Genomic DNA, 13885 nt, shown 5'->3' with positions numbered 1-13885 from the left:
GGGCGTTTGTAAGCATGCATGCCCTCAAATTAGCTTGGCAACGACAATGGAACCGTCTGCATAAAGATCGCGATGTTCACGAAGTGATTCGCGGCTCGGCCTTCACGTTTTTGTTTCGGCTCCTCGGCTTCGTGCTGCTCTATCTCTTGCAGTTCTACATTGCCAGAGAGTATGGAGCCGAGAGCCTGGGCATCTATTCGCTGACGATCACCCTCATGAACATCGGAATGGTGCTGGCCGTTTTGGGGACGGATACAGCCATAATCCGCTTTCTCTCAGAGTTTCGCGCGAAAGGCTCGCTTTATCAGATTTCCGAAGTATTCAACAAAGTAGTGCTGTGGGCGACGCTGATTTCGATTGTGCTTGGGATACTGTTGCATGTGTTCTCAGAGCAGGTGTCCGCCTACGTGTTTGCAGGGGAGCTACCAGCAGAGGCACTGCGAGTCGTCGCGTGGATGCTTCCGTTTGTGTCACTCGCAAGGCTGTATGCATCTGCGTTTCGGGCACTGCATCGGGTTGTCATCTCGATCACTGTCGATATCGTCGGTATGCGTTTTCTGCACTTAGCGTTTCTTTTCATCGTTATTCCTTTTTTCGAACCCAGTACGATGCTCTTGATTCAACTGCTCGCAGCTGCTGTTATCTTGAATGCCGTCTATGGGATGGGGCAGTGGTATGCGACGAGCCGAGGTTTCCGTATCGGTGTACAGCCGATTGCGGGAGAGCCTGGTGTTGGGTTGAGGGAAATTATTGCAGTCGCACTACCCATGTATCTCAGTGCGTCGATGGAATTGATTATGACGTGGACAGATATGATCATGTTGGGCATTTTTACGGATGCTAAAACCGTCGGAGTATACAGTGTGGTCATTCGTCTGGCAATGGTGACGGGCTTTGCGCTGATTTCCATCAATACGATCCTCTCTCCCAAGTTCTCTGAGCTGTATGCACGTAATGATATGGACGGCTTGAAAAAGATGATTGCGTTTGCCAATCGGCTCATTTTCTTCACCTCTGCTCCTCTCAATCTGCTAGTGGCGATATTTGCTGTTCCGTTGCTCACTTTTTTTGGCGAAGAGTTTGCGAGTGAGAGCCTCGTCCTTGTGATTCTGTGCATGGGGCAGTTTGTCAATTTTTGCACAGGTAGTGTTATCCCCTTATTGACGATGACCGGGCATCAAAAAACGGCCCGCAATATTCTTGTCTGTTCAGCTGCACTAAACATAATCGGAAACGCTTGTCTCATTCCGCTGTATGGAATTATCGGGGCCGCCATTGCTACTTCAATCAGCCTGATCTGTCGAGATCTTTGTGCTTCGTATTGGGCATCCAAATATTTTGGTTTTCGCACGTGGTATATCCCGTTTTTATCCGAAAAATATTCCGTCTCGCTCTCAGAGACGAGGTCATGAAGAAGGTGGCTTACCGTGAAGGATGAGCTGTATCCGTCTATGTTTTGGGATAGTGAAGAGACACGCCATTGCCGTGTGCAGGTGCAGAAGCCGTGGAGCAGGGAGGAATTTTGGTCGTACTACTTCACACGTCGCATCTCCATCTACGTGAGCTTATTGCTGACCCGAAAAACACAAGTATCCCCCAACGCGATTACAATCGGGGGCATTGTCGCCGGACTCCTTAGCGCTGCAGCATTTATGTACGGAACGGCGGCATCCTTTCTGCTCGGCTGCTTCTTCTGTCAGGTGTGCTACTTGGCGGATTGCGTCGACGGGGAAGTAGCCCGCATGCGCAACCAGAAGAGCAAGGGAGGAGAATGGCTGGACATCGGGCTCAACTATGCACTCTACCTGGTGTCATTCGGTGTGATATACGGCATCATGAATCATCACGCGATGTTGGGTCCGTGGCTGCTCTATTTGATTCTGCTTACGATTTTTGCAGAGATTTTGGCGACCAATGGTTCTGATCTCGTCTTTAGTCAAGGGAAAATCTCTCACGAAACAGTCTCTATGAGAAAGCGCAGCAAATGGATCGATGCTTTTGTCTTCCTTTTTCTTACCCAAACGGGCTATCAGTTGGGTGTGCTGGTTACTGCATTTCTGTGGGCAATCAGCGGTCAGATGCTATTTTTGCTCCTATGGACCTTCTACCACCTGTTCGTCGGACTGGCCAGATCGATGTACAAGCTGAAGCTGAACATCAAATACGTCATGCCATCTCTGAAAGAAGGAGGGGAGTCGGATGAAGGCACTGCTCATGGCAGCAGGTCTCGGGTCACGAATCAACGAGCAAATTGACGGAATTCCCAAGTGTACAGTGGACATCGGAAACCAATCGCTCATTGAAAATACGATAGCGGAGCTAAGGCGCCACGGAATTGAAGAGATCGCGATGGTGGTGGGTTATCAAGCTAACGTAATTATCAATCTGCTCCAAGATGAACCTATTCGTTTTTATCACAATCCTTTTTATGATCGGACGAATAGTATGGTGTCCCTCTGGTTCGCCCGCGAGTTTTTGCAAGGAAGCGACTGCTTGCTGTTGAACGCCGACGTTTACTTTGAATCGAAGGTACTGGAAGTCGTGTTGCAAGAGACCGCGTGTCCCGTCATGTTTGCTGATCCAGTCCGTCGCTCTGAGGGAGATTATAAATTTGGCTATGAAAACGGACTGCTGCTCCGCCATGGAAAGGAGCTCTCGCTGGAAGAGACAACTGGCGAATACGTTGGAATTGCCAAACTTCAAGAGAGTTTTCTGCCGATATTTTTGCGTCGATTACAAAGGTTGATTCAGGAGAAGCAGTATGATTTGTGGTGGGAAAATGTCCTCTATTCTTTTTTGGGCGAAAGGAATGTGTATGTCACACAAATACCACCGGGATTGTTTTGGGCAGAGGTTGATACGTGGGAGGATTATCGGCGAATCCTGCAATTCACCAACCATCTGGCGCACAGGTAAATGATGTTCAAGGAGAAGCTCTCACCGGACAAGGTCCTACTTTTACTATATGTGGTGCTTAAGCCCTTCTACTTCTTCCCAAGTGGCAATCCGCAAATCGCCGATTTTATTATGCTTATCCTGATCGCCTACAGCTTCTTGTTTCGCCTCGGTCGGGTCAACCGCAGACTCGGATTTTTTCTCTTCCTTACCCTTCTATTTTTGTACGACATTATGATGGTGAATGGCATATGGTCGATTGCACTCGGCGGGGAAATGGATGTATTCAGCTCGACCAAGTGGTATTTGTACAACGGAGCCGTGATGCTTGCCCTGATTATTTTGTTCAGGCGAAACCCTCAAGAGTACGTCATATGGGTCTTCCTGGCTACGTCCACTTCCTTGCTCGTTCAGGCATTCATTCTCGTGACAGGACTGTCACCGGATAGCGGAGAGTTCAGGCAATCGTTGTTCTTCAACAATCCGAACCAGCTCGGCTATTTTGGGCTTTTGTGCATGGGGATATGCCTGCTGTGTGCTCGCTTCGTATCTGTGAAGACCATTCCTCTCTTTATTGCGATCGGCACGGCGTTTAGCATCATTGCAGCGTCCTTGTCGAAAGCAGCGATCATTAGTGCCGTAGGGATGTACCTCGTTTTTTTGCTCCTCTCCATCAAAGAACGAACGGGCTTGTTTTGGTTGAATTTGCTTTGTGTGCTCGTCTCGTCCTTCACTGTCTTCTTCATCTATTTGTACACCAACGAAAACGTGCTGAGCGATGCATCTATTTACACACAAATCGAAGAACGAATGGTATCACTCGGGGAAGATTCGGATGACAATTTGGCGGCGCGGGGCTATGACAGGATTGCCAACCATCCGGAGTACATTTTGTTCGGAGCAGGGGAAGGGATGTACGAGCGATTTAACAGCAGCATTTCGTTAGAACTCCATTCTACCTTAGCCAATCTGTTCTTCTCCTACGGCGTAATGGGCACGGTGTTGTTCATTCTCGTGATTTATGGGGCGGCCCGTGGGCATCGATTGGTTGCTTGGTACCCACTTGTCTTCCAAATTTTGTACGGACTCACTCATAACGGAATTCGCGAAACGTTTTTCTGGATCATGCTCGCGCTGTATTTCGTGACAGCCGAAATCAATACGCGTCAGACCAAAAATGGCGGTGATCTGCTTGAAAAAAATCTTGCAAGTATGCGCAATTGACCGCTCTGTAGAAAGCTTATTGTTTCCCCTGATTGAAAAGCTGATGGGTGAAGGCTACGAGGTGCATACCGCGTGTTCGGATACGGGGCGCTTTGATGTCCTAACAGCAAAGGGATTGACGCTCAGAAGAATTCCGATTAAGAGAAAGATCGACCCGATTTCCAATTTGGTGACAATTGGGGCATTGTATCGGCTGATGAAAAGGGAGAAGTATGATGTCGTGCATGTCCATACGCCGATTGCCGCTGTTCTCGGGCGCGTGGCAGCAAGGCTGGCAGGAGTTCCGCATGTCATTTACACAGCGCATGGCTACTTCTTTCATGAGGGCATGAGCAAAAGTACGTATCAGATGTACTATACGCTGGAAAAATGGTTTGCCCGGCGTATGACCGACTATCTTTTGCTTCAGAGTCGAGAGGATTACGAGTTGAGCGTGAAGGATAGCTTCTCCTCCCAGACGGAGCGGATTCTGCACATTGGCAACGGCGTTGATCTCACAGAACGCTTTCACCCGCGACACGTAACGAGAGAAAAGGTCCAGGCTATCAAGTCCTCACTGGAGCTGCGGGATGAGAATGTGGTGATCACCTATGTAGGACGCATGGTTTCGGAGAAAGGAATTTTTGAGCTGTTGGAAGCCTTTCGCAAGCTGGCGGGTGAATTTCCGCGTCTGCGCCTCTTGTTGGTGGGGGACGTGTCCTCCAGTGAACGCGATCAGCGAGGTCAGGACTTCGTAGGGCTTTGCCGACAGCATCCGCAAATCATTTTGGCTGGATTCCGCACAGACATCCCGGAGCTGATGGCCACAAGCGATATATTTGTTCTTCCCTCTCATCGCGAAGGGCTGCCTCGTTCCATCATTGAGGCGATGGCAATGGCAAAACCGATCGTCGCCACGAATATCCGTGGATGTCGGGAAGAAGTCAGGGACGGTGTCAACGGATTTTTAGTAGAACCGAAACAGGTATGCTCCTTGTATGCAGCCTTAAAAAAGCTCGTAATCGATTCCAGACTCAGAGAAGCATTCGGGCAGAACAGCCGCTGCATCGCGCTTGAGCACTTCGATGAGCGAACGGTCCTTGCGAAGCAGGCGGCCTTGTTTGCCCAACTAACTGGTCAGCTACGAGAAGAAAGAGGGCAGGAGAAAGGAGGCAGCGGAGAAGATTGGACAAGACGGGAGCATTCGTCATTTCCCTAGACTTTGAACTTTACTGGGGCGTCCGAGACAAGAGAACCATTCAGTCATATGAGCAAAATTTGCTAGGCGTTCGTCAAGTGATCCCCGCACTTTTGGAGCTGTTTGCCAAGTATGAAATGCACGTCACCTGGGCTACTGTCGGTTTTTTGTTTTGCGAGTCGCGCAAGGAGCTAGCAGGCGTCGTCCCACGGCATCTCCCGGCGTATTCCGATGAAAAGCTGTCACCCTATCCCTATTTGGACACAGATGCGATCGGAGAGCATGAGCAGGTCGATCCGTATCATTTTGCTCCTTCCTTAATCAAGCTGATATCCACTTACCCGCATCAATTCATCGGAAGCCACACTCTTTCCCACTATTATTGTCTAGAGCCGGGACAGACTCCCGAAGCTTTTGCTGCCGATCTTGATTCTTTTCATAGAGTGACTCGCAAAAAAGGATACTCACCTTCCAGCATCGTTTTTCCACGAAATCAGGTGAAGTCTGCCTATTTATCTTTGTGCAAGAAAAAGGGGTTCCGTTCCTATCGCGGCAACGAGCAGTCTTGGATGTATCACACAAAAGGGGCTGCCGAAGAGACATTGTTCAAACGAGCCATGCGACTGATGGATGCGTATGTGAATCTTTCCGGTCATAACAACTATGAATCATTGCAGCGTAGTCATGAGGGAATGGTCGATGTTCCATCCAGCCGGTTTTTGCGTCCTTATTCTCCTCGATTACAGCGGTTGGAAAAATGGCGCATGAATAGAATCAAATGCGACCTGACTCATACGGCGGAGCACAATCGCTTGTATCATCTTTGGTGGCATCCGGAGAATTTTGGGGATCACATTGAAGAGAATCTGTCCTTTTTGGAGGAAATACTCCAGCATTACGCCATGTTACGCGAAAGGTACGGCATGCAGAGCCTCAGCATGGAGGAAGCGGCAGCGAAGTGGAATCAACAGGAGGTGCGGCATGAAGGCCTTGTTTGATCGTTGCGTTTCCTTCCTGATGCTCGTCATTCTGTCCCCACTGATTTTGCTAGTGAGTCTGCTCATTCGCTGGAAGCTGGGGTCTCCGGTTTTGTTTGTACAAGAGCGACCAGGTTTGCACGGAAAACCATTTTTCATCTATAAATTTCGCACGATGACCAATGAACGCGATGAGAGTGGAGAGCTTCTCTCTGACGAGCAGCGACTGGGATCATTCGGAACACTTTTGCGCAAGTATAGCCTGGATGAACTGCCGCAATTATGGAATGTGCTTCGTGGTGAAATGAGCCTCGTAGGACCGAGACCGCTACTGATGGAGTACCTGCCGCTGTACACGCCGCGGCAGTTGAAGCGACATGACGTAAAGCCGGGGATTACAGGCTGGGCGCAGGTCAATGGGAGAAATGCGATTGACTGGGAGCAAAAGTTCGAGCTGGACGTCTGGTATGTAGAAAATGGCAGCTTTTTTCTGGATATGCGGATTATCGGTCTGACGATCAAGCGCGTTTTTCAATCGACAGGCATAAATCAGCAGGGCAGCGTCACGGTAGAAGACTTCAGAGGGAATGAAAACACAGAGCGCGCTGGGAGGGAAGCATGTGAGCCTGATCGTACTTTCGGAACAGGATGATTGGACCGAATATTTGCAACGGTTTTTAAAGTTAGACGTGTCCTATACGAAAGAATACGTACAGCTGTATGCCAAAATGGAGCAGGGCACGCCAGAAGCTGTTTTTTTCAAGAGTGGGGAGAACGAGGTTTTCTACCCGTATTTGGTCAGACGTCTAGATGAGTGGATTCCCGGCTATGCCGATTTGGTTTCGATAGGATACGGAGGGCCATTTGTCGTAGGGGGACAGACGGCTGCTCGATTATTCCAGGAGCAATTCCACGTCTATTGTCGGTACAAAAACTATCTGACGGAAACGGTTCGCTTTCATCCGTTGCTGGGGAATGCAGAGCTATTCGCGGGTCAGATGCGACTGGATCTGGTGAGGGTGGTAACGGCGGTCGATTTGCGCCCCACACTTGCCTACATTCGTGCCCACTATACGCAAAATGTGGGACGAAATATGAGGAAGGCAGCGGCAAACGACGTCCGGATTACATTGGGCGGAACCGATTGGCTGCATTCTTTTATCCAGCTACATCGGGAGACGATGGATCGCAATCAAGCCGCGGCGATCTACTACTATGCACCGGAATTTTTTGTGGGACTCATGAAAAAAACAGTGTTGTGCAAGCCGCGGCTTCTACTTGCCACCCATGAGGATCGACCGGTGGCGGGAGTGCTTTTGCACAGTGGAAATCAATTCGCCCATTATCAGCTAGGGGCATCCCATACGGAAGACATGGCGCTTGGCGTCAACCACCTCCTCTTCGACGCCATGATTCAGCAGGCAAAGCTGGATGGAGCACAGCTGCTTCTCCTCGGAGGAGGAAATATGGATGGAGATGGTTTGTTCCGTTTCAAGTCCTCGTTTGCAAATGGCAATCATTTTCCTTACTGGATGGGCAAGAAAGTTCACAATGAGGAAGTGTATTTGGCTTTGTGCCAAAAACTACAAGTCGATCAGGCTGGCGAGCAAGATTTTTTTCCTGCCTATCGCAATGGGGGGACGTCGAAATGAGTGCGAAGCAGCGGATCTTTTTATCACCGCCACATATGGGGGAGGATGAGCGGGACTTGGTGGCGGACGCCTTTGCCTCCAATTGGATCGCACCGTTGGGGGAACATGTCGATGCTTTTGAGCGAGAGATTGCCCAGTATGTGGGCGTAAAAGCTGCACTGGCTGTGTCCTCTGGTACGGCTGCTATCCATCTTGGGCTGAGGCTAGCAGGCGTCGCTCCGGGTGATACGGTGTTTTGCTCCAGCCTCACCTTTGTCGCGAGTGCCAATCCGATTCTGTACCAGGGAGCGACTCCAGTATTCATTGATTCAGAAGAAGGGTCTTGGAATATGTCTCCGCTTGCATTAGAGCGAGCCCTGCGGGAAGCAGCAGCAGCGGACAAGTTGCCCAAGGCGGTTGTCATCGTCAATTTATATGGGCAGAGCGCAGATATGGGACCGTTGATTGCACTAAGTGAGCAGTATGGGGTGTACGTGGTGGAAGACGCAGCAGAATCGTTAGGGGCTGTATACAAAGGGAGAATGAGCGGTGTCTTTGGGCATGTTGGGACCTTTTCGTTTAATGGCAATAAAATCATGACGACATCAGGTGGTGGAATGCTCGTCTCTGATGACGTTGAGGCGATCGAAAAGGCGCGCTTCTGGTCTACGCAGGCGAAGGAGCCAGCCAGGCATTACCAGCATGAAGAGATGGGCTACAACTATCGGTTGAGCAACATACTGGCCGCAATTGGCCGGGGGCAACTGCGTGTTTTGGAGGAGCGAATCGAGGCAAGACGAGGGATTTTCAAGCGTTATGAACAAGCCCTCGGGCATTTGCCAGGTATCTCGTTCATGCCAGAGCCTGCGACAGGGCGATCCACACGATGGCTAACGGTGATGACACTGAATCCAGCAGACACAACCCTTTCAGCTGCACAACTAATCGATGAACTGGGCAAAGAAAATATCGAAGCCCGTCCCGTGTGGAAGCCGATGCATCTGCAACCGTTGTTCGCGCAGAGCCAATACTATTCGCACCAGCCTGATGAGAGTATATCAGATCGTCTTTTTGCCCAAGGTGTTTGCTTGCCGTCTGGTTCCAGCTTAACCGCCGAACAGCAGGAGCGAGTCATCGGTGTTATCACGAACTGCCTCTTGAAAAAGGAACAGGGGGTGCGCCATGTATAGTTATGAGCAGATAGAAAAATGGCGTAGTCTCTGCTCGTCTTCCTTTTACGTACTGGACACAGGGAAGCTCTCCGAGAACTATCGTCGTTTCCAACGGGCTTTTACTCGACGCTATGAACATGTGGTCGTGGCGTATTCCTATAAGACCAATTACTTGCCGTTTTTATGCCAAAAGCTGCATCAGTTAGGGGCGCATGCGGAAGTCGTCTCTCGATTGGAGTACGAATTGGCACGGAAGCTCGGAGTCGATCCTGCGTCCATCATTTTTAACGGCCCGCTCAAAACGGAAGACGACATTCACTTTGCCTTAGAGCAGGGGAGTCTGATCAATCTGGATTCTTTTTCAGAAATCCCGTGGGTGGTGGCCTACGCCATGCAGTATCCCGAGCAGACGTTTCGGATTGGGCTACGGATCAATGTGGATTTGACCAGAGGTGGAGTGAGTCCTCTGCAAAATGGGTACGAGGTCAGCCGATTTGGTTTTTGCGTCGAAAACGGTAATTTGGAAAAAGCCCTGAGCCAGTTGGCTGTCGCCCCGAATGTGCATGTAGTCGGATTGCATGGACACTTTTCCACCAATCGCAGTGTCGGTGTGTATCGCCAAATTACGCGCCATCTATGCCGTTTGGGGAAGCAGCATTTGGGCGAGCGCCTTGCTTTTATCGATATGGGAGGTGGATTTTTTGGCGAGCTCCCGACCTCATTCGGGATGACGGCTGCTCCTACCTTTGAGGAGTACGCCGAAGCGATTACGTCAGTTGTGAAGGAGGAGCTGGCAGAGCTGGATCAAGCGCCATTGCTGATTCTCGAGCCGGGTATTTCCCTTGTGGCAGATGCCGTTGATTTCGTTTGCCGAGTCATCGATGTAAAAGAAAACAGAGGCGAGCGATTTGTTCTCGTGGATGGAAGTATTCACAATGTCAAGCCGACGATGCATTCGTACCTCTTGCCAGCCCGACTTGTGTGCAACCGCAAGCCAGTTCCCGAAGCGACCTATCATGTTGTTGGGTATACGTGCATGGAAAAAGATTATTTGCTTCAAGGCTACACGGGGCCTCTGCCTGATATCGGGGATTATTTTGTCTTCGGGCACGTGGGAGCTTATACGCTCGTCTTTAATCCACCATTTATTCGGGAGAGGCCGCCGGTTCTTGCCATCGATGGAAATGAAGCGTTCATTGTTAGGGGAAAAGAGACTCTTCAACAATTCATTCCCGAATCGGTTTATCGCTTTCACGTTGACAAGCAGGAGGTAGTGAACTGAATGAACATACTTGTGACTAGTGTAGGCAGACGAGTTAAGCTGCTCCACTATTTTGTACGCGAATGGGGGGACACTGGCAAAATCATAGCAGTCGACTGCGATCCGACGGCCCCGGCCTTGTACGCTGCCCATCATCACGAGCAGGTGCCGCGTATCGATGATCCTGGTTATCTCGATGCCCTGCTGCAAATTTGCCAACGGTACGAGATTAAGGCAATCCTCTCTTTAATAGACCCGGAGCTGACACTGTTGGCTGCGCATGCAGATCGTTTCTACATGCAGGGCATCGAGGTGATTGTGTCCAGCCTGGATGTAATCCAGATGTGCTTGGATAAGAGGGCAACGTATGATTTTTTGTCCGCGCATCAGATTCCTGCTATTCCCACCTTTACAAAAATGGACGAGGTACAAGCAGCTCTTTCAGCAGGACAGATTACGTATCCATTGATCGTCAAGCCGCGGTATGGAAGTGCCAGTTTGGGCATCACACGTGTGGAGAATGACCAAGAATGGTCCGTGCTCATGGAAAAAACGGAGGATGTCGTCGTTCAACCGTTCTTGCAGGCAGAGGAGTACGGAGTCGATGGCTATGTGGATCTGATCTCGGGGGAGCTGGTGACACTTTTCACCCGCAAAAAGCTGCGAATGCGAGCAGGCGAGACGGATCGCTCCCTCGCGGTAAAAGATCCTCGTTTGCTATCACTAGCGAAGGAACTCATTCGTGTCCTGGAGCCACGTGGGCCCATTGACATCGATTGTTTTTTGGTGGGAGATCAGTACGTTGTGTCGGAGATCAATCCCCGTTTTGGCGGCGGGTATCCGCATGCTCACGAAAGCGGAGCGAACAGCGTGCGTGCGCTTCTCCAAAACATAAAGGGTTTGGTGAATGTGGCAAAAATCGGGGAGTACAAGGAAGGAAGCATCATGATGAAATACGATGAGGTCATACTGTTGGAGTGAACGCAAAAATATTTTTCAGGAGCGGGGCATGGGCAGGAAACAAAAACAAGACATAGACTGCGTACCTGCCCCCTGAGACTCCCGTTCCCGTAATGTATAGTGCCTATATATTGCTGAAATGTGCTACAATCGTACTTGGGCGTCCATCGCGATGCTTACTTTATCAAAAAGCAGGAGTGTTATAGAACATGATCATCCAGTTCATTCGTTATCGGTAATGTGAGGTACAGATCAACGTAATCCCGCATTTTTTGAAAGTGCTTGGGGTTTATTTGACTGTGCCTTTTTTCATTCACCGAAATACGAATGAATGGGGTGCTTTTTTGATGTCTACAGCTATCTCCCAGTATGTGGGGATTTTTCGTTGTCCAATTTGCCAAGCAGCTATGCGCAACGTACCTGCAACCAGCTTGGTATGCAACAATCATCATTGCTTTGATTTATCCAAGCACGGCTACGTTCACTTGGCTACGCGAACCTACAAAACAAAGTATGACAAGCAATTGTTTTCAGCAAGAAGGGCGATCATGGAGCAAGGTTTTTTTGATCCATTGTATGACGTGTTGAGTGAAGTCATCCTGCAAACGACAGAACCTGAAGAAAGCCAGATGTACGTGCTGGATGCAGGATGCGGTGAAGGCTATCATTTGACGCAGGTTCGGCAGAGAGTGATGCAAGCAAGCCAAGTCCCAATTATCGGAGTGGGTGTCGATCTCGCTAAAGAGGGGGTTATGCTTGCGGCGAAGAACGATTCAGAAGTAGTTTGGTGCGTCGGTGATTTGACGAATGCACCGTTTGTGGATAGACAGTTTCCTTACATTCTCAATCTGTTATCTCCATCCAATTCGGATGAGTTTCATAGACTTCTGGCTGATGAAGGACAGATGATCAAAGTCATTCCAGAGGCGAACTACTTGCGAGAGCTACGGGAAGTCTTGTATCAAGAGACACCCAAAACACAATACGAAAATCATCGTACGATCGACCACTTCAAAACCAGCTTTCAACTAATCGGTAAGGAACGGGTTCAGTATCAGTTCCGACTGGATGAAGAGGGGCTTGCTTCCCTGCTTCAGATGACGCCGTTGGTATGGGGGGCGACACCTGAGCAGTTGGAACGGGTGTCAAGCTTGGCAGGGGTGGACATGACGATAGACTTGGTTGTGTTGATTGGCAGGAAATAAAGTAACGACTGTCCTGAGCGGGAAAAATCCGTTCTGGACGGTCGCTTTTTTATTTTTACTTGGTGATTGTTTGACAGTGTTACTTATTTTCTTGAAAATAAGAATGAATAGTCGGAATAGTTTCGGAGGGATAGTATGGGGGCAGATCAGGATGAGGCTTCCTTTTGGCGCGTAAAACCTTTTCTTGCGGATATCCAAAAGCATTGCTTGTCCCTCACGAAAAACGAGTGGGATGCGCAGGACCTCCTGCAAGAAACATTGACGAAGGTGTATCGTTCCCTGCAGAAGACTCCAGACAGAGAACTGACCAAGGCATTTTTGAGGCAAATTGCCACGAATGCGTGGATCGATCATTGCCGGAAAGTAAAGTCGAATGAGCATCCCGCCATGTTTGATGAAGCGATCTATCTGCATCAGTCCACTGTATCCGATGCGTTGGTTCAGAGAGAGGTGTTCGAGCAGCTGGCAGATCGTCTAAATGCCAGACAGATGGTGCTGATTCTCATGATGGACATTTTTTCGTTTACAGCGCAGGAAACAGCCACATTGCTGCATGCGACAGTAGGGGCAGTGAAGGAAGGGGTGAAGAGGGCACGCCAGCGCTTGTTCGTCTTGGCTGAGCAATCCAGACAGGATGAAAACTCGTCCAGCAAAAAGAAAATTGACAAAGCTGAACGTCGTGATTCGTCCGGATTTGTATCAAAAGAAGGGTTCGAGCAATTTTTGGCTGCCTTTCGTGCGGGGGATGCCTATGCGATTTGTCAAACGTACCTGCGCCTCGCCGAACAGGGCGTGAGCGTGGAAAAGGTTTCGGTAGCAGGCGATCGCCTTTTCTTCGCTGTTCGTGACCCGGATGGACATTTGCTGCATTTTTTTCAGAAATGGTAGAAGTACCCGTTTCTTTTTGTTCTTTTCTTTCGTTTATGAGGGTGAAAGTACATATTTGAAATAAAGGAGCGAACACAAATGAGTATCCATGTGCGTAATTTTGCGGTTGTACAGCTGCCTGTCAAAAACTTGGAGGTATCCATAAAGTGGTATCGCGATGTGCTCGGCATTCCGTTTACCTTCGAATTTTCACCTGGAGACAATGAGGCGTGGTTAAACGTAGGTGGAGTAGGTCTCGGGCTCATTCGTTGTCCGGAAGTTCCACGTTTGGACTTTACCGATATGGCAGGACAAGCCCAGCCGATCATCTCCTTGCAGGTAGACCAAATCCATGAGGTTTATGAGGAGCTGAAAAGTAAAGGAATCGAAGTAAGTGAAATGACGTACAAGCGAGGCGGAGGCTACAGCTTTAGATTTCGTGATCCGGATGGGCATTTGAACCACCTATGGGGTGGCTGGCCTTCTGCTGAGGATGAAGAGAGAAACGCATAGAGA

14 protein-coding genes are annotated in these 13885 nt (G+C 49.5%); all 14 read left to right on the top strand.

Annotated elements, in window-relative coordinates:
- The first annotated feature begins 14 nt into the window (after positions 1 to 14).
- The 14 genes from ACM6JA_RS24290 to ACM6JA_RS24225 all read left to right on the top strand — a co-directional run bounded on the left by ACM6JA_RS24290 (position 15) and on the right by ACM6JA_RS24225 (position 13882).
- Positions 15 to 1412, top strand: a complete 1398-nt coding sequence (locus tag ACM6JA_RS24290; RefSeq protein WP_414854437.1) for a flippase — start codon at positions 15 to 17, stop codon at positions 1410 to 1412.
- Between the two features lie 15 nt (positions 1413 to 1427).
- A complete protein-coding gene (locus tag ACM6JA_RS24285; protein ID WP_414854436.1) occupies positions 1428 to 2255 on the top strand; it encodes a CDP-alcohol phosphatidyltransferase family protein in 828 nt (275 codons plus the stop codon).
- Entirely contained in the window at positions 2200 to 2916 is a 717-nt protein-coding gene (locus ACM6JA_RS24280) for an NTP transferase domain-containing protein (RefSeq protein ID WP_414854435.1), read from the top strand. The genes ACM6JA_RS24285 and ACM6JA_RS24280 overlap by 56 nt, the downstream gene beginning before the upstream one ends.
- A 54-nt stretch (positions 2917 to 2970) precedes the next feature.
- The gene (locus ACM6JA_RS24275) at positions 2971 to 4119 is read left to right on the top strand and encodes a ligase (protein ID WP_414854434.1); all 1149 of its coding nucleotides are present in this window, start codon (positions 2971 to 2973) and stop codon (positions 4117 to 4119) included.
- A complete protein-coding gene (locus tag ACM6JA_RS24270; protein WP_414854654.1) occupies positions 4079 to 5317 on the top strand; it encodes a glycosyltransferase family 4 protein in 1239 nt (412 codons plus the stop codon). The genes ACM6JA_RS24275 and ACM6JA_RS24270 overlap by 41 nt, the downstream gene beginning before the upstream one ends.
- A complete protein-coding gene (locus ACM6JA_RS24265; protein ID WP_414854433.1) occupies positions 5284 to 6294 on the top strand; it encodes a polysaccharide deacetylase family protein in 1011 nt (336 codons plus the stop codon). The genes ACM6JA_RS24270 and ACM6JA_RS24265 overlap by 34 nt, the downstream gene beginning before the upstream one ends.
- Positions 6278 to 6925 carry a sugar transferase gene (locus ACM6JA_RS24260; protein WP_414854432.1) on the top strand — a complete coding sequence of 216 codons (648 nt, stop codon included), beginning with the start codon at positions 6278 to 6280 and terminating at the stop codon, positions 6923 to 6925. The genes ACM6JA_RS24265 and ACM6JA_RS24260 overlap by 17 nt, the downstream gene beginning before the upstream one ends.
- Positions 6894 to 7925: a GNAT family N-acetyltransferase gene (locus ACM6JA_RS24255; RefSeq protein WP_414854431.1), complete on the top strand. Its 1032-nt coding sequence runs from the start codon at positions 6894 to 6896 to the stop codon at positions 7923 to 7925. Before ACM6JA_RS24260 ends, ACM6JA_RS24255 begins: the two co-directional genes overlap by 32 nt.
- Complete coding sequence (locus ACM6JA_RS24250) at positions 7922 to 9094, top strand: DegT/DnrJ/EryC1/StrS family aminotransferase (RefSeq protein ID WP_414854430.1); 1173 nt, start codon at positions 7922 to 7924, stop codon at positions 9092 to 9094. Before ACM6JA_RS24255 ends, ACM6JA_RS24250 begins: the two co-directional genes overlap by 4 nt.
- Complete coding sequence (locus tag ACM6JA_RS24245) at positions 9087 to 10358, top strand: diaminopimelate decarboxylase (RefSeq protein ID WP_414854429.1); 1272 nt, start codon at positions 9087 to 9089, stop codon at positions 10356 to 10358. Before ACM6JA_RS24250 ends, ACM6JA_RS24245 begins: the two co-directional genes overlap by 8 nt.
- Positions 10359 to 11318, top strand: coding sequence for an ATP-grasp domain-containing protein (locus ACM6JA_RS24240; protein WP_414854428.1), 960 nt, complete (start codon positions 10359 to 10361; stop codon positions 11316 to 11318).
- A 326-nt stretch (positions 11319 to 11644) separates the two neighbouring features.
- Complete coding sequence (locus ACM6JA_RS24235) at positions 11645 to 12502, top strand: putative RNA methyltransferase (protein ID WP_414854427.1); 858 nt, start codon at positions 11645 to 11647, stop codon at positions 12500 to 12502.
- A gap of 135 nt (positions 12503 to 12637) precedes the next feature.
- Positions 12638 to 13390 carry a sigma-70 family RNA polymerase sigma factor gene (locus tag ACM6JA_RS24230; protein WP_414854426.1) on the top strand — a complete coding sequence of 251 codons (753 nt, stop codon included), beginning with the start codon at positions 12638 to 12640 and terminating at the stop codon, positions 13388 to 13390.
- 78 nt (positions 13391 to 13468) lie between these two features.
- Entirely contained in the window at positions 13469 to 13882 is a 414-nt protein-coding gene (locus ACM6JA_RS24225) for a VOC family protein (protein WP_087346386.1), read from the top strand.
- The last annotated feature ends 3 nt before the right edge of the window (positions 13883 to 13885 follow it).

Source organism: Brevibacillus sp. IT-7CA2, assembly GCF_949767855.1.
Taxonomy (GTDB): Bacteria; Bacillota; Bacilli; order Brevibacillales; family Brevibacillaceae; genus Brevibacillus.
Note: the sequence above shows the minus strand (reverse complement) of the source record. Positions and strands in the feature narration are given on the sequence as shown.